Origin of the sequence: Kutzneria sp. 744 (assembly GCF_000568255.1) — a bacterium.
In the GTDB taxonomy this organism is placed as follows: domain Bacteria; phylum Actinomycetota; class Actinomycetes; order Mycobacteriales; family Pseudonocardiaceae; genus Kutzneria.
Genome location: NZ_KK037166.1, coordinates 9,843,192 through 9,866,552 on the forward strand (window position 1 = coordinate 9,843,192; position 23,361 = coordinate 9,866,552).

19 protein-coding genes are annotated in these 23,361 nt (G+C 69.3%); 5 read left to right on the forward strand and 14 right to left on the reverse strand.

Features of this window, described 5'->3' with window-relative positions; translation table 11 throughout:
- The coding region (locus tag KUTG_RS45070) for a helix-turn-helix domain-containing protein (protein ID WP_043726004.1) at window positions 1-289 on the reverse strand (289 nt) is incomplete at its 3' end.
- A 101-nt stretch (window positions 290-390) separates the two neighbouring features.
- Between KUTG_RS45070 and KUTG_RS45075 the strand changes: the two genes are divergently transcribed.
- Window positions 391-1,032 carry a hypothetical protein gene (locus KUTG_RS45075; protein WP_043726007.1) on the forward strand — a complete coding sequence of 214 codons (642 nt, stop codon included), beginning with the start codon at window positions 391-393 and terminating at the stop codon, window positions 1,030-1,032.
- A 90-nt stretch (window positions 1,033-1,122) separates the two neighbouring features.
- Window positions 1,123-3,003 (forward strand): WD40/YVTN/BNR-like repeat-containing protein, encoded by a 1,881-nt coding sequence (locus KUTG_RS45080; RefSeq protein WP_157495234.1) that lies wholly within the window; start codon window positions 1,123-1,125, stop codon window positions 3,001-3,003.
- On the opposite strand, the gene KUTG_RS45085 is transcribed toward KUTG_RS45080, so the two are convergent.
- Together KUTG_RS45085 and KUTG_RS45090 are read right to left on the reverse strand one after the other, a co-directional pair.
- Entirely contained in the window at window positions 2,982-3,989 is a 1,008-nt protein-coding gene (locus KUTG_RS45085) for a helix-turn-helix transcriptional regulator (protein ID WP_052396162.1), read from the reverse strand. The two genes, KUTG_RS45080 and KUTG_RS45085, sit on opposite strands and share 22 nt — an antisense overlap.
- 13 nt (window positions 3,990-4,002) lie before the next feature.
- A complete protein-coding gene (locus KUTG_RS45090) occupies window positions 4,003-4,779 on the reverse strand; it encodes an SDR family NAD(P)-dependent oxidoreductase (protein ID WP_043732902.1) in 777 nt (258 codons plus the stop codon).
- A gap of 57 nt (window positions 4,780-4,836) precedes the next feature.
- On the opposite strand from KUTG_RS45090, the gene KUTG_RS45095 reads away from it, so the two are divergent.
- Both KUTG_RS45095 and KUTG_RS45100 read left to right on the forward strand, forming a co-directional pair.
- Window positions 4,837-5,451, forward strand: coding sequence for a TetR/AcrR family transcriptional regulator (locus KUTG_RS45095; RefSeq protein ID WP_052396163.1), 615 nt, complete (start codon window positions 4,837-4,839; stop codon window positions 5,449-5,451).
- Between the two features lie 158 nt (window positions 5,452-5,609).
- A complete protein-coding gene (locus tag KUTG_RS45100) occupies window positions 5,610-6,836 on the forward strand; it encodes an IS110 family RNA-guided transposase (protein WP_043719042.1) in 1,227 nt (408 codons plus the stop codon).
- Window positions 6,837-6,975: 139 nt separating this feature from the next.
- On the opposite strand, the gene KUTG_RS54775 is transcribed toward KUTG_RS45100, so the two are convergent.
- The 6 genes from KUTG_RS54775 to KUTG_RS45130 form a co-directional block, all read right to left on the reverse strand.
- The gene (locus KUTG_RS54775) at window positions 6,976-9,741 is read right to left on the reverse strand and encodes a discoidin domain-containing protein (protein ID WP_157495235.1); all 2,766 of its coding nucleotides are present in this window, start codon (window positions 9,739-9,741) and stop codon (window positions 6,976-6,978) included.
- Window positions 9,742-9,778: 37 nt separating this feature from the next.
- Window positions 9,779-10,645, reverse strand: a complete 867-nt coding sequence (locus KUTG_RS45110) for a carbohydrate ABC transporter permease (RefSeq protein WP_052396165.1) — start codon at window positions 10,643-10,645, stop codon at window positions 9,779-9,781.
- Entirely contained in the window at window positions 10,642-11,568 is a 927-nt protein-coding gene (locus KUTG_RS45115; protein ID WP_043726009.1) for a carbohydrate ABC transporter permease, read from the reverse strand. Before KUTG_RS45115 ends, KUTG_RS45110 begins: the two co-directional genes overlap by 4 nt.
- Entirely contained in the window at window positions 11,565-12,923 is a 1,359-nt protein-coding gene (locus tag KUTG_RS45120; RefSeq protein WP_043726012.1) for an ABC transporter substrate-binding protein, read from the reverse strand. Before KUTG_RS45120 ends, KUTG_RS45115 begins: the two co-directional genes overlap by 4 nt.
- A 31-nt stretch (window positions 12,924-12,954) precedes the next feature.
- Window positions 12,955-14,052, reverse strand: coding sequence for an enolase C-terminal domain-like protein (locus KUTG_RS45125; RefSeq protein WP_043726014.1), 1,098 nt, complete (start codon window positions 14,050-14,052; stop codon window positions 12,955-12,957).
- An 80-nt stretch (window positions 14,053-14,132) separates the two neighbouring features.
- Window positions 14,133-14,891: a FadR/GntR family transcriptional regulator gene (locus KUTG_RS45130; RefSeq protein ID WP_043732909.1), complete on the reverse strand. Its 759-nt coding sequence runs from the start codon at window positions 14,889-14,891 to the stop codon at window positions 14,133-14,135.
- 231 nt (window positions 14,892-15,122) lie between these two features.
- On the opposite strand from KUTG_RS45130, the gene KUTG_RS45135 reads away from it, so the two are divergent.
- Entirely contained in the window at window positions 15,123-15,548 is a 426-nt protein-coding gene (locus KUTG_RS45135; protein ID WP_043726018.1) for a cupin domain-containing protein, read from the forward strand.
- On the opposite strand, the gene KUTG_RS45140 is transcribed toward KUTG_RS45135, so the two are convergent.
- The 5 genes from KUTG_RS45140 to KUTG_RS62430 all read right to left on the reverse strand — a co-directional run.
- Complete coding sequence (locus tag KUTG_RS45140) at window positions 15,545-17,866, reverse strand: translocation/assembly module TamB domain-containing protein (RefSeq protein WP_157495236.1); 2,322 nt, start codon at window positions 17,864-17,866, stop codon at window positions 15,545-15,547. The two genes, KUTG_RS45135 and KUTG_RS45140, sit on opposite strands and share 4 nt — an antisense overlap.
- A gap of 56 nt (window positions 17,867-17,922) precedes the next feature.
- Window positions 17,923-19,548 carry a thioester reductase domain-containing protein gene (locus KUTG_RS55600; RefSeq protein WP_063753644.1) on the reverse strand — a complete coding sequence of 542 codons (1,626 nt, stop codon included), beginning with the start codon at window positions 19,546-19,548 and terminating at the stop codon, window positions 17,923-17,925.
- Between the two features lie 117 nt (window positions 19,549-19,665).
- The gene (locus KUTG_RS55605) at window positions 19,666-21,483 is read right to left on the reverse strand and encodes an AMP-binding protein (protein ID WP_063753645.1); all 1,818 of its coding nucleotides are present in this window, start codon (window positions 21,481-21,483) and stop codon (window positions 19,666-19,668) included.
- Between the two features lie 100 nt (window positions 21,484-21,583).
- A complete protein-coding gene (locus KUTG_RS62425) occupies window positions 21,584-22,531 on the reverse strand; it encodes an NAD-dependent epimerase/dehydratase family protein (RefSeq protein ID WP_052396166.1) in 948 nt (315 codons plus the stop codon).
- Window positions 22,528-23,361 (reverse strand): DUF6545 domain-containing protein (locus tag KUTG_RS62430; RefSeq protein WP_043726022.1); only part of this gene is annotated, 834 nt, incomplete at its 5' end. The genes KUTG_RS62430 and KUTG_RS62425, both read right to left, overlap by 4 nt.

Genomic DNA, 23,361 nt, shown 5'->3' on the forward strand with positions numbered 1-23,361 from the left:
ACTCGGAGGCGAGGCCGACCTCGTCCATGCGGCGCAGGGCCTCGACGCCGAGGCGGCGGGCGGCGGGGCCGAGGTCGTAGAGGCCGGAGCTGCGGGCCTGGGCGACGAGCCCGGCGCGGCTGAGGCTGACCAGGTAGCGATGGGCCTTGCTGGTCGCCATGTCGCAGGCGGCGGCGATCTGGGTCAGGCTCATCGGCCCCCGTCCCCGCTCGATGGCGTCGAGCACGGTCATCGCGATCTCGACGGACTGGATGCCCTGGCGGTCGTCCGCGCCGGATTGTGCTGCCACGCGAGCACTATAGGGCGGCCTCGAAGCGTCTACAGTGGACGGTCAAGGCAGTCGTCTAGCGCGTCTAGACGGCATGAGGCCGTCTAGCTACTCTAGACGGCATGGATCCGAACAACCCGGTCGTGCAGCTGTGCGGCCAAGGCATGCAGGCCGAGGCGCAGGGCCGGGCGGACGAGGCGCGGGAGCTGTTCCACCAGGCCTGGGCGGCGGCGACGGACGACTTCGAGGCCTGCGTGGCGGCGCACTACGTGGCCCGCCACCAGGACACGCCCGAAGGTGTCCTGCACTGGAACACGGTCTGCCTGGAACGGGCCGACCGGGTCGGCGACGAGCGGGTGGCCGGCTTCTACCCGTCGATGCATCTGAACCTGGCCCGAGCGAACGAAGAGCTGGGCAACGCGGACAAGGCCCGCGAGCACTACCAGCGGGCGGCGGACTGCGGCGGCGACGCGCTGTCCGGGCCGTATCGGGACGGGATCCGCTACGCGGTGGCCAAGGGGCTCCGGTCGACGTCCGAGTCGGAAGCGCTCAAGGAACTGCTGGCCAAGCTGTGCGCCCGGGCCGATCTGACGGCGCTGGGCCTGCTGCTGCCGTCGTACCTGGGCGACCTCGGCGGCGCGCAGGACCGGGTGGCGCTGCTGACGGCGTTGCAGATGGTGCACGCGGGCCGCTCGCTGCCCGAGGACGAGCAGGTGATCCTCGGACGGGCGATCACCGAGGTCACGGCGTCCGCAAAGGACTGAGCGGGGCCGACGTGGCGGAGTTGCGACGTGTCGTGGTTCGGACACGCCGGCCCGGTGGCAAAGCGCCGTCGACTGCCCAATCCTGGGCAGATGCATCGATTCCGGGGACGAGCACTGCTCGCGATGGGGCTCTCCGTGGCGCTGGCCGTGCCGGCGACCGCGGCGGAGGCCCCCCAACGGCCATCAGCGCAGTGGCTGTCGATGGGCCCGAACGCCAGCGGCGGCTATCTGGCGTTCACACCGGCGGCGCCGTCAAGACTCTACGTCCTGCCGGACGGGGCCCGCGCCGTCTTCCGCAGCGACGACCACGGCGTCACCTGGGCGCCGCCGACCGCGTTCGCGTCGGGCGTGGGCGGCACGCACCTGGCGGCGGATCCGCGTGACGCCAACGTGGTCTACGTGGCGGCAAGCCAGCTCGGCGGCGGGCAGGGTCACATCTACCGCAGCACCGACGGCGCGAAGACGTTCCGGCCGGTGCTGAACGACAAGGCCGACATCACCGACGTCACGGTGCTGGGCCGCCGGGTCTACGCCGCCGGGGTGGCCGGTGTGTTCACCAGCGACGACCGTGGCGCGCACTGGGCGTTGCTGCCGGGTTCGCCGGCCGGCGCGAAGCGGCTGGTCGCCGACGGCAGTGCGCTGTTCGTCGGCACGGACAACGCCGTGTTCCGCATCGACGGGTCCAAGACGACGAAGTTGCCCGTGCCGGGCGACATCTTCGTGGAGCACCTGGGCGTACACGGCCAGCTCGTGGTGGCGTCGCAGGAACGTGACGGCAGCGCGGTGATCTCCACCGACGGCGGCCGGAGCTGGCGGGGGATGACCGGTCCGTGGGGCACGGACTGGGTGAGCTTCCTCGGCGTCACGCCGAGCGGCGACATCCAGGCGCAGACGCTGGAGCCGTCGCCGGACGGCCCGAACGCCGGCAAGAACACCTGGGTCAGCCACGACAACGGCCGGCACTGGACGTCCGAGCCGAAGGCGCTGCCGACCCTGGACCTGTATGCCGATCTCGGCAGCTTCCCGGACCGCCCGCACGAGCTGGTGATCAGCGCGGCCGCCGGCATCTACACCACCACCGACTCGGCCCGGTTCCGTCGCATCGGCGTGCCGGCCGTGAGCGTGGGCGCGATGACGATCTCCGGGGCGTCGCTGGTCGCCGGCACTTCGGTGGACAGCTACCGTTCGACGAGTTCGATGGCCGCGAAACCCCCGACGGGCTACCAGGACTGGGGTTGGACGGGCAAGGCGCCGGCGACGATCGGCAACGTGATCGGCGGGGTCGCGGCGTTGCCGGGCAAGGACGTTGTGCGGGTGCGCATCGGCTTCTGTCCCGACGAGTGCATCTGGTTGGAGCGGTCGCACGACAACGGAACCAGCTGGCAGCAGCAGACCAGCCCGGTGCCGGGGTCGTCGCGGTCGATCGCCGTGGATCCCAGCGACCCGAACAAGCTCTACATCGCCACCTACCTCACCGGCGCCAGCCTGTACACCAGCACGGACGGCGGCAAAACCCTGACGCCGCAAGCATATGACGGTGCCGAGGGTGCCTGGGCCGTGGCGGCCGGAGCCGGCAACGAGGTGTGGATCGCCACGCCCAAGGGTCTGTTTCACAGCACCGATTCCGGCGTGACCGCGACCAAGGTCCTCGACGGCAACGTGAAGAACGTCGCCGTGGCCGGCCAGCAGGTCGTCGCGGTCGGCGACGGCCTGGCCAAGATCAGCCATGACGGCGGTAAGACTTTCGCAGCGGCGCAAGGGGTTCCCACTGCCGACTACGATGCCGTCACCGTCGGGACGGACGGATCCCTTTACGTGGGATCGAGTTCCGGCCTGTTCCGCGGCGACGGCCAGCACTGGACCGAGCTGACCGGCCTGCCCGACCACGAGGTGCGGTCGCTGCTGGCCACCCGGGACTGGCTGTTCGTCGGCACGGGCAGCAGCGGCGTCTACCGCCTGGCAGTGCGCTGATCGGACGCCGTCGGGCTCGCCACGGGCCCGGCGGCGCCGTCCAACCAGCCGAGTTTGCCGATCTGCCACGACAGCTGCATCCGATTGCGGACATCGACCCGGCGCATCAGGTCCTGCACCCGCCGCTGCACGGTCCGCTGGCTGACCTGGAGCTGTGTGGCGATGGACTTGTCGCTGACGCCGCCGATGAGCAGCGACAGCAGCCGCGCCTCGTCGGCGGTGAGCGGACCGCCGTTGCCGTCGATGTGCACTGGCGCGGCGCGGTTCCAGTAGTTCTCGAACAGGGCGATGAGCGCCGTCAGCAGGCTGGTTCCCTCCACCAGGGCGGCGGTCGGCTCGCCGTCGGCCTCGTCGCCGAGCGGGCACAGCGCCACCTTGCGGTCGGCGATGGCCAGTCGGACCGGCACCGTGTCCACGGTCCGCGCCTGCTCGCCGGCCCGGATGCCGTCGGCCAGGCCCTTGAGCGCACCAGGTTCCCCGAGCAGAGCCGACTCGTAGACGACCTGGTAGCGCACGCCGCGGGCGAGGGCCCGGAACTCCTCCTCGTTCTCCGCCGACGTCATGGCGATGGGGTTCGTGCGGCAGAACCAGAGCATCTCGGTGCGCGCCTCGCGCTGGAGCTGCATCGCCTGCTGGCGGATCGCCTCCGCGCCGGTCAGCACCTCGACCAGCTGCGTGGAATCCCGCCGCCGCACGTCCTTGCGGTACTGCTCCGCCAGCTGTCCGACGGCGGCCCGCGCCCGTTCCAGCTCGGCCTGGCCGTGCACGAGCAGCGGACCGAGGGCGACGTCCGGTGGCGCCGGCACGTAATGGCCGCCGACCCGGCTGATCAGGCCCTTGTCCAGCAGATCGTCGAGCAGCGGGGATAACGCTGACGGCGTTATGTCGAGCTGCGTGGCGATCTCCGACGGCCGCGCCCGGTGTCCGAGGACAACCGCCCGGTACACCCGTTCCTCGGCCGTGGTCAGGCCCAACGCCTCCAGCATTCGGCCAGGATAATCAGGCCACCGACCGGATCGCGCCGCCGTCCACGCGCAGCGTCGCGCCGCTGACGTAGTCGGCGTACGGGCTGCAGAGGTAGGCCACCGCGCCGGCGATCTCCTCGGGCCGCCCGTACCGGCCGATGTCGTTGGGCACGAAGTCGCGAACCGAGTTGGCCTCGATCTCCGCCCACTCGGAACCCCAGCCGTGGCCGGGCGCGAGGCCGATGAGCAGCTCCCGCGTCGCCTCGGCCAGTATCGCGCCCGGGGCGACGACATTGGACGTCACGCCGGTGCCCGCAAGCTCCCGGGCCAGCGAGACCGCGAGGTTGTGCCGGGCCGCGAGGGTGGCGTTGTAGTGCGGCTGCATGGCCATCGGCTGCACGGCCAGGCCGCCGCCGATCTGGATCACCCGGCCCCAGCCGCGGGCCGTCATGCCCGGCACCAGGCGGTGGATCATGCGGATCCCGGCCACCACGTTCACGTTGTACGTGTCCTGCCACCGTTGCGGGGTCGACTCGTGCCAGCCGACGGTGTCGTAGGCGCCGGCGTTGTTCACCAGCACGTCGATCTCCCCGGCCGCCTCGGCCACCGCGTCCGCGCCGGCATCCGTGGCCAGGTCGCCGAGCGCGACCGACGCCCCGATCTCCCGCGCCACGGCCTCGGTGCGCTGCCGGTCGCGCCCGTGCACGACCACCTCGGCGCCTTCTTCGGCCAGCAGCCGGGCGATCGCCTCGCCCAGCCCCGAGCTCGATCCCGTGACCAGCGCGCGACGGCCCTTCAGCTTCAGATCCATGATCACTCCCGCTAATGTCTACACCCGTAGACTTGAGCATAGTCTACACTCGTAGACATGGTTCATCGGCGGGATGCGGCGGCAACGCGGGAGGCGATCCTGCGCGCCGGGGTCGAGGCCTTCACCCGGTCCGGGTACGACGGCGTCGGCGTGCGGGAGATCGCCGCTTCGGCCGGCGTGACGGCGATGCTCGTGAACCGCTACTTCGGTTCCAAGGAGGGGTTGTTCGCCGAGGTCGTGGACGTGTCCGTGGCCGAGCGGACCGTGCTGGGCAGCGACCCTCGCACCCTGGCCCGGGACATCGCCTCGGCCCTGGTGCGCCGTACCGCCCCCGAGGCCGACACCCTCGACCCCTTCTTGCTGGCCCTGCGCTCGGCCGCCAACCCTCGTGCCGCCGAGATTCTCCGTGCCGGTATCGAGAAGCACGTCGAGAAACACGCGGTGGAGGTCTCCCGAGCCCCACGCCCCAACGTGGCCATCGCGCTGGCGTTGATCAACGGCTTCTGGTTGATGCGCAAGGTGATCGGCAGCACCGCCCTCAACGAGGCCGACGAGCCCACCCTGGCCGAAACCCTGGAACAACTGTTCCAGATCCTGCTGGACACCCCGCGAGTCCCGCTCTCAGCTGTTGGGGCCCTGGCGGGCCGGCGTGAGCTCGGGAAAACTCGGTAGTGCTGTCCGGTTGACGTCGACTTGCCTTGGCGCATGCGAGGTCGTCTCTCAGCTAGACGCGGGAGCCTTGGGCGCCGTGAACTGCCGCCTTGAGCGCGATCCTCAGAGTCTGTGAAGCGAGGCTCCCCCGGACAGCCCGACCGGTGGGAGGTGGCGTGATGGAACGAATCGTCCAGCGAGCCGCTGGACTGGACGTGCACAAGGACGTGATCGCGGCCGAGGTCCATCTGCCCGGCGGAGTGGTGGATCAGGGCACGTTCGCCACCACCACGCCCGGGCTGCTGGTGCTGCGGGACTGGCTGACCGGCCACGGGGTCACCCGTGTGGGCATGGAGTCGACCGGCGTGTACTGGAAGGCTCCCTACTACATGCTGGAAGACGCGATGCAGGTGTGGCTGCTCAACGCCCGGCACATGCGCAACATCCCCGGCCGCAAGACCGACGCCGCCGACGCGTCCTGGATCTGCCAGTTGATCGAGTTCGGGCTGGTCCGCCCCTCGTTCGTGCCGCCCGCGCCGATCCGGGAGTTACGCAACCTGACCCGGTACCGCAAGGCGCAGATCGAGGAACGCACCCGGGAGGCCCAACGCCTGGACAAGATCCTGCAAGACGCGGGAGTCAAGCTGTCCAGTGTGGCCAGCGACATCCTGGGCAAGTCCGGGCGGGCCATGCTGGCCGCGTTGGTCGCGGGCACCACCGACACCGGGGTCCTGGCCGATCTGGCGATCGGCAGGCTGCGTGTCAAGATCCCTGCTCTGCGTGAGGCGTTGACCAGCCGGTTCAGCGGCCACCACGCGGTGCTTGTGTCCTCGGTCCTGGCCAAGCTGGACTTCCTGGACGAGTTGATCACCAGCCTGACCGTCGAGATCGAGCAGGTCATCTGCCCTTTCTCGCATCAGGTCGACCTGGTGGACACCATCCCGGGCATTGACCAGCGCACCGCGCAGGGGTTGCTGGCCGAGATCGGCGTGGACATGACCGTGTTCGGCACGGCCGCCCGGCTGGCGTCCTGGGCCGGGGTCTGCCCGGGCAACCACGAGTCGGCGGGCAAGTCCAGGTCCGGCAAGACCCGCAACGGACCGAAATGGCTGGGGATCTATCTGCACAACGCGGCGATGGCCGCGATCCGCGCCAAGAACACCTACCTGGCCGCGCAGTACGCCCGGCTGCGACCCAGGCTGGGCCATAGCAAGGCACTGGTCGCGGTCGAGCACAGCATCCTGGTGGCGATCTTCTACATGCTTGAGCGGGATCAGCCGTATCACGATCTTGGCGTGGACTACTTCATCCGCCGTGAGGATCCCCAGCGTCGAGCCCGCAAACTCATCCGGCAGTTGGAGGCGATCGGCTACACCGTGCACGCCGAGCCACCAGCGGCGGCCTGAACACCACACCGCCGATGACACCCGGCTACGCCGGGTGTCATCGGCCTGCCCACTCACCACCGTTTTCTCCTCAGGCAACTGAATGTCGAGTTCGAAACTCGACACATGGTTGCCCGAGAACGGGACTCGCGGGGTGGGGTTACTTCGAGCCGTAGATTGCCAGCTCGCTGACGGCCATCTGGCCGCCGGTCTGGCCGCCGTCGTCGGGGCGGTCGGCGACGACCTTGATGTAGCGGGCCCTGACGGGCTGGTCGAGCTGCACGCCGGTGACGCCGCCGGCGGCGTCGACGCGGCGGGTGACGGTCCAGAAGGTGGAGCCGTCGAGGGAGACGTCGATGTGGAACCGGGTGGCGAACTTGTCGGCCGGCATGGTCAGGGCCACGACGTCGACGGACTGGGCCTTCTGCAGGTCCACCTGGTACGACCAGCGGTAGCGCTGCGTGGCCTGGGTCCAGGTGTCGGCGTTGCCGTCGGTGCCCAGGGCCGGGGTGGAGTTGGGCTGCATGAGGGCCTGCGTGCCGTCGATGAAGTAAGCCTGGGCGGGCTTGTTCAGTGCGGCGTTGTCGGGGCCGGCGGCGCAGGCGGCGAAGGCGCCGACCTCGCTGATGGCCATCTGGTCGCCGCGCTGGCCGCCGTCGTCGGGCTTCTCGGTGACGATGCGCAGGTACCGGGCGGTCACGGGGGTGGCGAAGTCGACCGGGACGGTGCCCCAACCGCTGCCGTGCACGGCACCGACGGTGGTCCACGCCGTGCCGTCGGTGGAGACGTCGACGTGGAAGTCGGTGGCGAAGTGCGGCTGCGGCATGCCGACCGTCACATAGCCCAGGGACTGCGACTTCTGGAGGTCGACCACGAGCTGCCACTTGAACTGCCCGCTGGCCTGGACGTAGGTGGCGGGATTTCCGTCCGTGGCATAGGAAAGCTGCGACTCGGGCTGGAGCTGCGCGGTGCTGCCGTCGAGGAACTGGGCCTGCACGGGCTTGCCGGCGGCCAGGTTCTTCGGGGCGGTGCCGGCCGGGGCCGCGGTCAGGGACTTGTACTGCGCCTCAAGGCCGGCGTTGGCCAGCAGGGCCGCGGGCACGCCGGTGCCGTCGAAGGACACCTTGGTGTTGTTGGACAGCACGAGATCCGTGGGGTCGCCGGCCGGCCAGTCCGGGGTGTTCTCCTCGTAGTAGTTGTCGGTGTACAGGAAGTCGCCGTACGGGTTGTTGGCTTCCTTGCTACCACCGAAGGAGTGCGTGTCGTTGCCGAACGCCGCGTTGCCGGTCTCGGTGATGTGCCAGCTGCCGCCGTCGGTGTAGATGGAGTGGCCGAAGCCGGCCCCGTTGCGCACCACGTTCCCGCTGATCAGCAGGCCGTTGGCCAGGGTGGTGCCCTCCTGGCCGACCACGTAGATGCCGCCGCCGTCGATGTGGGTCTGGAGGTGATCGAAGATCAGGTTGTTGGTGATCTTGTTGCCCTCGGTCTTGGTGCCGGGGTTCCAACCCCAGCCCCACGCCGAGCTGATGCCGCTGTAGGGCACGTCGTTGACCTGGTTGTGGGTCACGGTGTCGTACCGGGTGTAGCCCTGGAAGATGCCGACCCCACCGGTGTACTCGACGGCCACGTGATGCACCCAGTTGTCGGCGATGGTGTTGTCGGCCGGTATCACGTTGAGGTCGGCGGGATTGGCGTCGGCACCGTTGCCGACCTCGACCCCGTTGGACGAGATGTCGGTGAACACGTTGCCGGTGATCGACGAATTGTGCACGTACTGGCCCAGTTGCAGGCCGGCCGCGCCCAGGTGCTGGAAGGTGTCACCCTGGATGGACAGGCCGTCGGTGTGGTCGAACACCACGTTGCCCGGTGTCATGGTCCAGTTCCCGTACGGACAGGTGCCGGGATTGGTCTGCGAGAAGCGGTTGCACGAACCCTGCCGGTCCCAGGCGCTCGGGCCGGTGAGACGCATGTTGGCCTGCACCTCGGAGAAGCCGTTGGGACCGCTGGACTCGATCCACCCTCCATACTGGACGGTGATGCCCTTGAGGCTCAGGCCGCGCAACGGATTGGACACCGTACCGGTGCCGGAGACCACGGTCTGCAGGCGCGGGATCTCGACGTCGGCGGCCCGTAGGTCCTGGCCCTCACGGGGCATGTAGTACAGCGTGTGCGAGGGCTTGTCCAGGTAGAACTCGCCCGGGTTGTCGAGCAGCTCCTTGGCGTTCTCCACATAGGACGGCTGGTCGATGTTGACGCCGTAGGGCTTCTTGGTCGAGTTGTCGAAGCACGGCTGCTTCATCGTCACGGTGGTGCCGGCGATCGAGGCGACGCCGCAGCGCACCTCGGTCCAGCTGACCTCGTAGACGAACTCGATGTCCGACGGGTTGTGCCAGCCGGCGATCGTGGTGGTGGAGGTGGTGTATCCGCTGGCGGTGCGGCTGAAGCCGGTCGGGTTCGGCCCGGAGGCGCGGTTGGCCCGCACGCCGTCCACGTAGAGCTGCCGCGTGTCGGTGCCGGCCGGCACATTCGCCGACCAGATGCCGCCCGTGCCCTGCTTCCAGCCGTTGACCTGCTGGCCGCCGCTGATCACCGGGTGCGCGCCCGGCGCGGCTTGGTAGGTCACGGTGTGGCCGCCGGTCGCGGAGTCGCCCGCGGCGGCGTCGAGGCTGAACGTCTTGTCCAGCCGGTAGGTTCCGTCGGCCAGCACCACCGTGATGTCGGACGACATCGACGGCGTGGCCTTGCGGACCTTGCCCTGCGAGGTGAGCAGCGAGCAGGGGTTGGCGGCCGTGCAGGCCGAGCCCTGGCCGCCCGGGGCGGCGTAGAAGGTGGTGCTCGATGCCGCAACAGCGTCCGATGTGGACACGGCGACCGCGCCGGCCGCCATGAGCACGGCTAAGGCCGCGCCCAGAAAACGGTGGTGCATGGACACTCCCGAGACGTCGTTGGTCGAGAAGGGACGGTCATTCCTTGGTGGCCCCGGCGAGCATCCCCGACACGAGGGTGCGCTGGGAGAACAGGAACAGCACCAGCACCGGCAGCACGGCGATGATGATCGCCAGGGCCAGCTCGGGGCTGGTGATGTTCAGGCCGGCGCCGGCGACCGGGTTGAACGACGGCGTCGACGACAGCAGCTGGTTGAGCCCCACCTGGATCGGGAACCCGTCGCTGTTGGGCAGCACCAGGTAGGGCAGGAAGAAGTTGTTCCAGTTGCCGACGAAGCTGAAGAACGCCACCAGGCCGACGACCGGCGTGGCCAGCGGCAGCGCGATCCGGGTGAAGATCTGCCACTCGGTGGCCCCGTCCAGCCGCGCCGCCGACAGCAGCTCCCGCGGCAGGCTGGTGGCGAAGTAGATGTACACCAGGTACACCCCGAACGGGTAGAACGAGAACGGCAGGATGATCGACCACGCGGTGCCGATCAGGTGCACCAGGTTCAGCTCCAGGAACACCGGCAGCACCAGCGCCGCCGACGGCATGATCATGACGATCAGGGTCACCGTGAGCAGCAGCTTGCGGCCGCGGAACTTGGTCAGCGCCAAGGCATAGCCGGCGGGAATGCTGGTGATCAGCGTGACGATCAGCGCACCGACCGCGTACACCGCGGAGTTGCGCAGCCACACGAACAGCACGCCGTCCTGGAAGCTGGTCAGGTGCTGCCAGGCCACACCGATGTTGGCGAACGACCCGAATGACAGCGGCGACTCGCTGGCCAGGTCCGCCGCCATCTTGGTCGGCGCAAGTAGCAGCCACAGCGCCGGCAGCACGAAGAACACCAGCAGCACCAGCAGAACCAGCGACACCAGGGTCAGTCCGACCACACGTTTCATGACTCATCCACCTTGAACAGCCCAGACCGCGTGACCAGCAGCCCGGCCCCGGCCAGACCGATCACCAGCAGCACCAGGGAGATCGCGGCGGCCCCGTTGAAGTCGCCGTGCTGGAACGCGTACGAGTACGCCAGCTGGTTGGGCGACCAGGTCGGGCTGACCCGGCCCAGCGACGCCGTCTGCAGCAGCTGTGGCTCCACGAACAGCTGGGTGCCGGCGGCGAAGGCCAGGATCACCATGTAGACGATCCACTTGCGGATCATCGGGATCTGGATGTGCAGCGCCATCCGCCACGGGCCGGCGCCGTCCATTCGGGCCGCCTCCAGCACCTCCTGCGGGATGTTGTTCAGCGCCCCGTACATCACCACGATCCAGCCGCCCGCGCCGGTCCAGAACGCGATCAGCGCGAAGATCAGCGACAGGTGGCCGGGGGCCAGCACCTCGGCGAAGGTGGTGAGCCCCAACGAGTTGAGCAGCCAGTTGACCGGGCTGACCGACGGGTCGAGCATGAACAGCCACACCAGCACGCTGGCCACGCCGGCCAGCGCGCCCGGGATGTAGTACAGGAAGCGCAGCGCCGCCGACACCGGCGCCGGCATCCGGCTGCGCAGCACGATCGCCACGCCGACCGTCAGCACCACGATGAGCAGCAGCCAGAACACCAGGTACACCAGGATGTTGCCGAACGCCGGCCAGAACCGGTAGTCCTGGATCACCCGGAGGAACTGGTTCAGCCCGGTGAACTGCCCGCGCACGTTGGTGAAGGCCAGGTACACCGCGTACAGCGTCGGCAGCACGCCGAAGGCCAGCAGCAGCACCACATATCCGCTGACGAACAGCGGGCCGGAGAGGCCGCCCTCCCGGGCTCGCCGCACCGTGGCGCGGCGAGCCGGGACGACGACCGGAGTGTCGAGAGCTGTCACTTCGTGGTCACCGTGTATCCGACGGACTTGGCCTCGCTGGCGATCTCGCTCTGCCACGCGGGAAGCGTCTCGGTCAGCGTCCTGCCGGCAGTCACCGCGGGCAGCACGATGCTGGACCACGCCGTGGCGTCGCTGAACTTCGTGTTGCCCCAACCGGTCCACACCTCGTTGGCGGCCTGCTGGAACGGGCCGGACACGTCGGCGGCGAAGTAGTCCTTGTTGGCCGGGTTGGCCAGCCAGGCCTTGGCGCCGGGGGAGTAGGCCGGATAGGTCGGCGCCGCCTTGAGATTGTCGTCGGAGGTGGTCAGCCAGGTCGTCAGCGCCGCCGCGGCCTTGAGGTTCTTGCTGTGCGAGGACACCATCCACACGCCGCCGCCGACGTTGCCGGTGAACGTCTGCGACTCACCCTGCCACTTCAGCGGGGCGGCGGCGGCGATCTGCCCGGCCGGCGTCTTGAAGGCCGAGTTGAACAGGTACTGGCCGTACCAGGACGGCCCGTAGGCCATCAGGACCTTGCTGCCGTAGTCCTTGGCGAAGCCCTGCCCGAAGAACCCCTGCTTGCTCACGGATCCGGCCTTGATCAGGTCGTCCAGCAGGCCGGACATCTTGGTGCAGTGCGGATCCCGGAGGTCGGACCGCAGCGTCTTGGCGTCGGTCAGCTGCTGGGCCGGGCACTGCGCGGACCAGAAGTACGACTCGTGCGAGTTGGTGTCGCCGATCGCCCCGACCAGGTAGCCCGGGTGCTCCTTGGCCACTTTGTCGCCCAGCGCCTGGTATTCCTCCCACGTCGTGGGCACCTGGTAGCCGAACTGGTCCAGCAGGGACTTGTTGTACCAGAGCACGACCTGGGCGATGTCGTTGCGCTCGCAGTAGGTGTGGCCGTTGTACTGGCACGGGGCCAGCGAGCCGGTGGCGAAGTTCTTCAGCGTGTCGGCCGGCACCAGGCCTTCGTCGACAGGGGCGGCGAAGGCCTGCGCGCTCGGGCTCGTCGGCTGGGAAGCCCACGTGACATCGGTCGGCGACGCGAAAACCGCGTCGGGCCAACCACTTCCGGTTCTGTCGAACAACTGCACCTTGGTCTGGAGATAGGTGGAGCCGTCGGCCGAGCCGTCATAGGTGACGATGTCCATCGGCACGTTGGGGTTGGCCTTCTGGTACGCCTGCACCGAGGGCAGCCGCGTGGAGTCGGTCCACACGGTGATCTTGGCGTTGGCGTCCTGGGGCTGGGGCGTGAAGCTCGCCGCGGTGGTTTCGCTGGCGGCGTTGGGATCCGCGCTGGCGCAGGCGCCGGCGAGCACGCCGGTGGCGAACACGGCCGTGAGTGCGTGGACGAGGCGGCGCTGGGATGACTTCATTGTCGGTCCTTCGGGGCGGGGTGGAAAACGATCAGGCGGCGCGCTCCACGTACGGCGACAGGGTGGCGCCGTAGCCGAACTCGGCGGGGAGGGCGATGCCGGGCGAAGTCGGGGCGTGGACGAGCCCCTCGGCGTCCACGTGGCGTTCCCGCCGGACGGACGTCGACGTCACCAGCGACTCGTAGTACGTGGTGTTCGGGATGGCCATGCACAGGTGGTGGTTCGGGATGTCCGAGCCGTGCACCTCCGCACGCAGCCGATAGGCGTCGGCCAGGTGCGCGGTCCGCATGGCGCCGGTGATTCCGCCGCGCAACGTCGTGCCGGTGCGGACACCGAACGTGGCGGCCCCGGCGGCGATGAAGTCGCCGGAGTTCATGTGGGCGCCGTCCGAGGTCTCGGCCACCAGCAGCGGGACCAGGACCTGTCGGGCCAGCTGCCGGTAGGCCGTGATGCTGAACTCCCGCATCGGTTCCTCGTACCAGAGGTAGTCGGCCTCGGTCAGCGCCTGTCCTAAGTAGACAGCGTCGGGCAGGTCGAAGCCGGCCGATCCGTCGTACATCAGCGGCACGTCGCGGCCGACATGTTCCCGCAGCGCCAGGCACAGCGCGGCGTCCCGGCGGGCGTCGCCCCAGGCGTGCAGCTTGATGCCGCGGTAGCCGAGCTTGAGGCACTGATCGGCGACGTCGAGGAATTCCTCGGTGCTGTCGAAAGTGGACGTCGAGGCGTAGGCCGGTATCGAGTTGCGGTAGCCGCCGAGCACCTGCCACACCGGCTGGCCGTAGAGGCGGCCGGCGAGGTCCCAGAGCGCGATGTCCACCAGCCCCAGCGCGGGCAGCGGCAGCTCGTGGATGCGGTCCAGCTCCCACATGCGGTGCCAGATCCACTCGCGCCGCAAGGGATCCTGGCCGATCAGCTCATCGCGGAACACCCGGTCCACCAGGTCGTCCAGCAGCACGCCCGCGCCGGGCCGGGCGAACAGGGCGACGCCCTCGACGCCCGCGTCGGTGCCGATGCGCAGCACCGCGCCGTCGCCCTTGGCCGGGCTGCCGGCGAGGCCGTCGCGCCAGTGGAAGGGCGGATCCGTCGGCGGGACCAGGATCCGGTGCGATTCGACGTGCGTGATCTTCAATGTCTGTCCAGTGTGGAGTGTTTCGGGCAGGGGGCATCGCCACACCGCGGTCACGGCGTGGTCGTTCTGGCGTTGTCAGGTCAGTCGCCCATCTTGAACATCCGGTTGCGGATCTTGCGTTCGAACTGGCGCTGTGTGGTGTCGATGTGGGCGGCCATCAGCTGCACCGCCCGGTCCGGGTCGCCTTCGGCGATGGCTTCGGCGATCGCCACGTGCTGTCGGCCGGCGACCTCCAGCGAGCCCGGCACGTCGCCGTGGAAGAGCAGGGTGTCGGTCTGGAGGGCGAAGCGGCGGACGTTCACCACGTCGGCCTGCAGGAAGATGTTGTCGGCGGCGATCGCCACCGCGTCGTGGAACCGCTTGTCCGCGTCCGCGAACTCCTGGGCCCGCTGCTCCGCGCCCGCCGTCAGCGATTCCTCGGCGGTCTCGCGGATCTTGCGCACCTGGATCGGCGTGGCCAGCGAGGCCGCCCGGCGGGCCGTCTCCGTCTCGATCAGCCGGCGGAAGTCCAGCAGCATCGACACGTGCGCCATGTCCGTCGGCTGGAAGTGGGCCAGCTCCTCTTGCGCCGCCGTCTTGTCCGCCGCCACGAAGATGCCCGCCCCGCGCCGGACGTTCAGCCTGCCGATCGCCGCCAGCACCTTCACCGCCTCTCGCATCTGGTTGCGGGTCGTGCCCAGCAGCTCGGCCAGCCCCTGCTCGGTCGGCAGCCGGTCGCCCGGGCGCAGGTTCTGCTCCGCGATGTGCTGGAGCAGCCGCTCCGCCACCAGCTCGTACCCCGGCCGGTACCGCTCCCCGCCCGTGCCGTCCTCCTGGCGTGCCGCGCTGTCCCCCACCATCAACCCCTCGCCCGTGGATGAAGCAGATTCATTGCCGATGAGTATGAACGATCGCCGGCAAGACGCAAGGCCTGCCGCGATGAGTACGATTAATTCGGAGGGTGATCGCCGGCTCACCGACCGGCGCGGGTCCGCCCGAAAGGACAGAGACCGCCCGAAACCAGCGCCTTGTCGGGCGCCGCTTGCTTCACTGGCCCGCGATCAGGACCGACCACGAGGAGCCCGATTCCCATGCGCAGAGCCCTGCTGGCCACCGCCTTCTTAGGTCTGTCGGCGGTCTTCCTGCCGGCGACCGCCAACGCCACCCCCGGTCACGGCATCACCGCCGTCACCGTCTTCGACCACGTCGCCGGCGACACCGACTACGTGTTCAAGGAGATCACCATCGAGCCCGGTGGGGCCACCGGCTGGCACTACCACCCCGGCCCCGTGCTCGCGTGGGTCAAGCAGGGAGTGTTGACCCACGACAAGTCCGACTGCACCCTCGACGGCGTCTACCGCCCCGGGCAGTTCATCCAGGAGCAGCCCGGCTCCGGCTATGTCCACATCGGACGCAACCTGGGCTCCACCCCCGTGGTCCTCGAGGTTCTCTACGAGGCCCCCGTCGGGCAGCCCGTCGCCATCGACGCCCCCAACCCCGGCTGCGACTTCAGCTAGTTCCGCGTCAGCGCCCTCGTCAGGCCGGCCAGCACCGCGATTCCCAGGATCCAGGAGCAGACCGTGATCAGCACCGCTATGGCCTGCGCTGGGGCGGGGAAGTGGACGGCGCTGCGTTGGCCGATGCTCAGGACCGGAAGCAGCAGGTCCAGGGCGTACAGCGCCGGCTGGTAGTCGCTGGTCGAGGGCGACGGCTGGGGGAGTGGTTGTTGCGTGCGGAAGTACAGCCACCCCGCCAGCCACAGCACCCCCAGCCAGCCGGCCGCCCGCCAGGGCACATACCCGTAGCCCACGGCCAGATCCTGAAGCCAGCCCCAGGGCTTGCTCCACAACGGCAGGTGCCGCCGTCGGTGTCGTTGGCGAGCCAGGAGAACCACCCGGGAGTCTCGGTCATTGCCGACGGTGCGGAGCATGGTGGCCAGTTGGGCATACGGCTGCGGCCGATAGCCGTCGGGAAGGCCGCGCCGCAGCCACTTCAACCACTGGCCGACCGGGAGTTCGATGGGCTGCAACGAGCTGTAGGTCAGCCCCTGGAGATCGAGGTTGTCGGGGTCGGGCCAGTCTTCCGGGTGATGCTCCAGGACGCGGACGGTCGCATCGATCAGCAGGATCGGACCGCCCGGTTTTCCCGTCAGCCACAGGGTGTCGGCGCGGGCCCGGGTGAGATCGACGGTGCCGTCGACGTTCTCGGTGGCCAGGGAGATCGTGCCGGTGGCCCGGCAGGGCGAGAGCTCGATCGTGCCGTGTGCGGTGAAGTCCTCGTCGGCGAAGATGTCCGCGCCGACGGTCAGGTGACTGGCGCGCAGCGCGAACTTGCCGGGATGCCGCAGCGTGGCACCCCGCAGCGACAGTTGGTGTCCTATGGTTGCGCCGCTGAGGGACATCTCCCCGGTGCAGCTGAACCCTCGGCTGCAGTCGAGGGTGCGTCCGACGGTCAGGCTGTCCGCGGTGAGGGCGTCGCCCTCGTTGACCAGCAGCGCTGCTGAGAGGACCAGGTCGCCCTCGACCCGGGCGTTGATGATGTGCAGCTCGCCGTCGATGCGGCAGTGGCCGGCCACGATGTCCTTGCCGACGATGATGCCGTCGAGGAACACCGCGATCGACGCCGCGTTGCCGAATGCGGCGCGCTCGAGGTTCAGCTGCCCGCGGATGTGCGCGCCCGGCAGGCGAACCTGGCCGGTGGCGGAGAAGTCGTCGAAGAACGCATTGCCCTCCACGACTGTCCCGTCCGCCGCGAACGCGTTCCCGTCGGGATTGGCCATGGTGGCGCCGCTGAAGCTCAGGGTCGCCGTGATGTGGGCGCCGAACAGTGTGAAAGCCCCCGCTACTTGCAGGTCGGTGCCGAACATTCCACCGGCCGAGCGCAGTCCCTGCCCGCTGAACGCGTAGCCGCCCGGGTTGGACAGCACCGTGTCGCGGAGCAGGACCGAACCGCCGATCTGGGCGCCGGTCAGGACGAATTCGCCGATGAGGGTGCTTGCGGAGACCGACAGCGAGCCGGCGACGCGGATCCCGTCGCATTGCAACGCCGGCCCATCGCCGTTGTCGAAGATAGCGTTCGGCGCCAGGATGCTGCGGCCGATGGTCGCGTCGCTCAGACAGGTGCGCCCGACGGCGTGGAAGCCGCCGAAGGCAGTCACGTCGCCGCCGATCTGCGCGGAATCGGCCCAGAGGGCATCGCCGCCGGGGTTGGTGAGGCTGGCGCCGGTGAGATCCAGGTTCCCCTTGATGTGCGCGCCGGCCAGGCGGGTCTCACCGCGCGTGCGGACGCCGTTGCACAGCATCTCGCCGCCGAATTCTGCGCTGTCCGCGCTCAGCGCTACGCCCTCGGGATTGGACAGCTGTGCGTTGGTGAGCGTCAGGGGACCGCTGATGTGGGTGTTGTCGACGTCCAGGCGGCCTGTGCACAGCAGACCCCGAAGATTCAGCTCGCCGTCCGCGCGGAGTTCCTCCGCGTACATGCCCGGGATGCGGCAGCCCTGCAGGTAGATGGTGCGGGTGCGGGCGGCGTACAGGTTGATCGGCTCGTCGAACCAGCATTCGTCGAAGCCGAACGGGACGTCGATCCGGGCGTGTTCCAGGTCGAGGGCACCGGTGATGCGGGCGCCGGAGAGTTGGAGGCTGGGGACTCGGCCGGGGAGCGGGGTGTGGGGGGTGAGGAGGAGTTCGCGGATTACCTCGGCGCGGACGGTCCGCGTCGGGCCCCAGATGTGGGTGGGGTCGGTGCCGTCGGAGCGGACTTCCACCTCGTCGCCGCGGCGAACTGCCGTCCACAGGCGGCGTTCGAGCTGGGTCCAGCGCTGACGTGCCGTAGCCATCCGTTCCCCAATCGTCCCGGCCTGGATCATGCCAGGCCGGGACGGTCACGGGAGGGTCAAACGAGGTTCAGGGAGCGGAGGTCGGCGGCGTACTTGCGGATGAGGTCGGGCGTGAGGTGGGGGATGTCCTTGTCGGGGCCGATCTTCGCCGCCTGGACGGCGGACTGGAAGCGGGTGGCGGGGACGCCGGCGCCGTTGATGGCCTCCGAAGGGGCGGCGAAGGCGTGCAGGAGAGGGAACAGGGAGTGCTGGCGCTGGCGCTCGGGGAGGGCGCGGATGCCCTGTTCCAGGCGGGTGAACCAGGCGGAGTAGGAGGGGATGCGGGTGATGGGGGCGCCGGCGGCGATGAGCCAGTCGACGATGACGTCGAGGGAAATGCCGTCGGCGTGGGGGTTGAGGACGTTGAAGGTGCGGAAGGCGGCGCACGGCTCGGCGCCGATGGTGGTGATGGCCTCGGCGGTGAAGTCGACGGGGAGGCCGTCGTAGTGGGCGGGCCCGGAATCGGGGAGGTAGAAGGACTCCGGGGCGATGCCGGTGGCGATGATGCTGAGCAGCAGGCGGGTGAAGATGTCGGGGACGTTGAGCTGACCCCGGTAGCGGCTGTGCGCGAGGATCATGTCGGACCGGAAGACGGAGACGGGCAGGGCGCAGAGGTCGAAGGCCTCGCGCAGCAGGACCTCGCCGGCCCACTTGCTGGTGGCGTAACCGGTGGCGTACCGGTCGTCCAACGAACGCACGGGACTGGTGACGCGGATGTCGGCGTCCTCGTCGGCGATGGTGGCGTCGCCCTCGACCACGGCGACGGTGGACAGGTAGGTGATGGGCTTGATGTGGCTGGTCAGGGCCAGGCGGATGAGCTCGGCGGTGCCGACGACGTTGGGCCCGAAAAGCTGGTCGTAGTCGAGGACGTGGTTGACCATGGCGGCCGGGTGGGAGATGAGGTCGACGGTGTCGGCGAGGCGTTGCCAGGTGGCGGCGTCGAGGCCGAGGTCGGGCTCGCCGATGTCGCCGGCCAGGACCTCCAGGTGGGCGGCGGCCAGCTCACGGTAGTGGGCCAGCAGGGCGGGATCGCCGCTGTCGAAGGCCGACTCCAGGCGCGCGGCGGCGGCAGCGGCGTCACGGCCGCGGACGATGCAGATCAGCTTGCCGCCGACGGAAGACAGGCGCTCCAACCACTCCAGGCACATGAAACGGCCGAGGTAGCCGTTGGCGCCGGTGAGCAGGACCGTCCTGATCGGACCATCAGGGCGCGGCAAGGCGGCGGCGCCGGCGAGGGTCGAGGCGTCGATGAACTTGGCGAGCTTGAGATCGGCGGCCCGGGCCTCGGTGGCGCCGCCGCCGTGCACGGTGACGAAGGTCGGCCGCTGCGAACCGGTCTCCACCTCCGACTCGATGATCTCGGCGATCCGGCGCAGCGTGTTGGCGGCGCTGATCACGACACCGACCGGCACGTCGATCTGGAAGATCTCCTTGAGCAAGTTGGAAAACGTCAGCGCGGACAGGGAATCGCCGCCGAGGTCGGTGAAGTGCGCGTCGGCGGAGGGAGCGCTGGACGAACGACCGAGCACGGCCTGGGCGGCCCGCAGCACGGCGGCGAGCACCGGCTGCTGACGGCCGGCCCGCCGCAGTTCGTCCAGTTCGCTGGCCTCCCGGTCGGCCAGCTCGACGTAGAGCTGTACCACCCTTCCTAGCCTAGGCATGACTAGGATTATCCTGTAGCGTCGAGGGGTCTTTATGTAACGTTCGTCGGATGGACTGCTTCGTAATCCCACCATTAACGACGATCATTTATACAGGCATTAGCTGCCATTTCCTTCATTGGGCGGCGCACCATTGCGCGGCCGCATCAGCTTGCGGATGTCCGACAGCAGGCCGTTTTCCGTGGTGAAGGGCTCGGTCTCGATCAGGAAGTCGCGGGGGACCTCGTACGAGTTGAGCCCTGCCTCGCGTGCGATCTGTTGCAGCGACTCGGCGATGGCCTCGCGGGACGCGCCCTCCACGGGCACGACCACGGCCAGCAGGTAGGCGCGCTCGCTGCTGCCGTAGACGTAGACCTGCCGGATCAGCGGGCTGGTGACGAACAGCGCCTCCAGCTTGGACACGGCCACGAACTCGCCCTGGGACAGCTTGAGCACGTTCTTGCGCCGGTCCACGTACACCAGCCGGTCCGGCCCGACCTCGGCCATGATGTCGCCGGAGCGGTAGTAGCCGTCCTCGGTGAAGAACTCGCCGTTGAGCTCGGGCCGCTTGTAGTAGCCGGGAATGATGCTGCTGGTCCTCAACAACAGCTCACCGCGCGGGTGCGGGCTGTCGGTGTGGAAGTACCCCAGCTCGGGCACGTCGTCGAGCCGGTAGTCGATGATCGGCGGCCGTGCCACCACGCCGTCGATCATGATCGCGCCGGCCTCGGTCGAGCCGAAGCCGTCGCGCAGCGGGAAACCGAGGCACTCGCCGATGAACGAGCCGATCTCGGCCGACAGCGGCGCGGAGCCGGTGACCGCCCACAGCACACGGCCGCCGAGGAACGTCTCCCGCAGCCGGGCGGTGTCCTCGCCCTTGTGCCGCTGGAAAAGCATGTCGCAGATGCGGGGCACCAACATCAGCTCGGACGGCCGCGCCAGCTCGATGTCCTCGAACAGCGTGGACAGGTCGCTGCGGGCCGTGAAGAAGGTGCAGCCGCCGTTGGCCAGCGACTTGACGAGCATCGCGCGGCCGGCGGCGTGGCTCATCGGCATGTAGCTCAGGCCGAGGGCGGGGTGGCCGCCGGCCTCGGGAAACCAGCCCTGCCACAGGGCGCTGACCAGCCGCGACGGATACATCGCGCCCTTGGGCGCGCCGGTGCTGCCGGACGTGTAGATCAGCAGCGCCAGCTCGTCCGGATCCCATGCATGAGCCGGCTGGGACGGCAGCGTGCGGCCGTGGGCGATGACGTCCGCCAGCGAGTCGAGGGCGACAGGGCGGCCGCTCTCGATCAGGCGCTGCCGCGCGGCTTCGAACTTCTCCCGCTCGTCGTCGACCTCGGGGTGGTAGTCGAACACGATCACGCGGCGCAGCGTGGCGCTGTCCTCGGTGGTGTCGATGGCCAGCTCGACCAGTTCGATGCTGGTGGCGACGATCAGCGGCTCGGCCTCGGCGACGATGGGCTTCAGGTGGCCGGCGGTGGCGCTGTTCTGCAGCGGCACGGCGACCGCGCCGCTGTGCGCGCAGGCCAGGTCGATCACCGTGTAGTCGCTGCTGGTGAAGCCCAGCGTGCAGACGATGTCGCCCGGGCTGAACGGGTGCTCCGCGTGCTGTCGCCAGTCGGCGGCGACGGCGGCGGTGCGGTCCCGCAGTTCGCGGTAGGTGATGGCGTCGAAGCGCGGCAGCAGACGCAGGGTGGTGCGGCCGGTCGCGGGATCCACGACCGGCTCGGTGGCCCGCTCGGCCAGCGCCGGACGGTCCGCGTAGGCCGTCAGGGCGGCCTCGATCTGGCGATCCAGAGTGGTGCTCGGATCCTTGATGACCGCCGTCACGGCCGGATCCGGCACGGCGTGACGGAGTTCCTCGTCGGCGGCCAGCAGCTCCGCTAGTCGCGCGCTGTCAACGTAGGACGCGGCCTTCTCCCCAGGTAGTTGCATATACTAACTATCTACCGTTGGGTAAGCGATCGTCCACACGGCGAAACTGTGACCACCGACTCATGGTGACCGGCCGGTCACCGATGGTAATATCCCGCGCTCAGTCGCGGGCGGTGTCCCGGATGGCCTGGTCGACGTCGGCGTGCTCGAAACCCAGCGCCTTGGTAGCGATGTCGGTGTCGACGAACATGTCGGAGGCGTGCAGCCGGCCGAGTCGGGCCGGGTGGAAGCCGGACCTGACGCCGCCCTTGCGCATCTGCAGCAGCTGGAGCCGGAAGTACATCTCGGTCTCCCACGGGCTCAGCTCCCACACCCGTCGCGGCGCATGGCCGCCGCCCACGGCGAGCCCGCGGAGCAGGTGCTTCCAGCTGATGTTGGCCGTGGCAATGGGGAAGTCCCCGTTCGCGCGCTGCTCCAGCGCGATCACTGCGGCATCGGCCACTTCGGACACCGCCGCCACCGCCGTGCCGCCCGGATAGACCGCAATTCCCTTGCCCTGAGCCATTTTCTCCAGGTGCGGGGCCAGTGCCGACCATCGGCCCGGCGTGTGCCCGAGGACGTACGGCAGCTCCAGCACAGCCAGCGACATCGCGTCGCCGGCCGCACTCCGGGCCCACGATGCCTGCTCGATCCTGCTGTGGATGTACGGACTTCCTTCGTGCACACGGGCTTCGGGGCGCTCGCGGTGCAGCGTCGCGTAGAAGCTGCCGAGCAGCGCCGAACGGTCGCAGCCCGCGCGACGGGCCGCCGCCAGCAGCCGCACCACCGGTTCGACGTTGCTGGCGCGGAAAAACGCCGCCGTGTCGACGTTCAACGGAGAGGCGAAGGCGGCCGTCGCGGCGTGCACGACGCCGTCGTGACCGGCCAGCAGCTCGGTCAGGTCCTCGTCGGAGAGCCGGTTGGCGTCGCCGGCGTGGAAAACCGCGCCCGCCGGGAGGTGCTCGGACGGAGTCCGGGCCAGCACGGAGACCTGGTGTCCCTGCCCCAGCAGCTTGCCGACGATGTGGTGGCCGACGAACCCCGTGCCGCCTACCAGCAGGACCTTCAAGAAACGTCTCCTCGTTCGGTGACCAGTGCCGGCGCGGCCAGGACGTCCGCGACGACGGGGGAGTGGAAGTACAGGTCGGAGATCAGCAGCCAGCGCCGCGCCTCCTGCGCCGAGGTGCCGTCCTCGGTGCGGCTGGCCGGCGGCACCGGCGAGTTCCGCCGGGGCTGGTCGGCGAGGTAGGCGGCGCGGCCGACCGCGAGCCCGGCGGCGTCCACCGCGGCGTCGAGTACGGGACCGGTCAATCCCCTTGCCCGGCCGAGGGATTCGGCCTCGGCGTAGGCATCGGACGGCGTGAACCGGCGCAGCGACTGCTGGAAGTCGGTCAGCTCGATCGTGCGGCGATAGAGATTGTGCTTGGCCCGCAGGCGAAACAGGTCGGCCAGCCGCGACCGTGACGGATCGAGCGCCTCGGCCGGCAGCGTGCGCCACAGCTCCGCCCACAGCGGGTACAACGCGACGTAGGTGCGGTAGTACTGCCACCACAAACGCATGCTGTGCAACACATTCCGCACCGGTTGCAGGTACGGGCTGGACGTCAGCACGGAGTACAGGCCGGTGGCCGAAAGCCCGAGCATCGTGCAGGTGCCGGCGATCGCGATCGGCCAGCTCTCCACCGATCCCTGCGACCACGGCGGCACGACGCCGCTGAGCAGCGCGATCTGGTAGCCGGTCACGTGCACGTCGGTGATGATGGAGATCAACGCGCCCAGCGAGTAGATCCACAGGGTGATCGACAGCCAGCGGATCGACGCGGCCTTGCGGGCCCAGCGCAGGTTGACGCGAACGAGCTCCTGCAACGGGTACACGAGATAGACCGCCAGCAGCAGCCA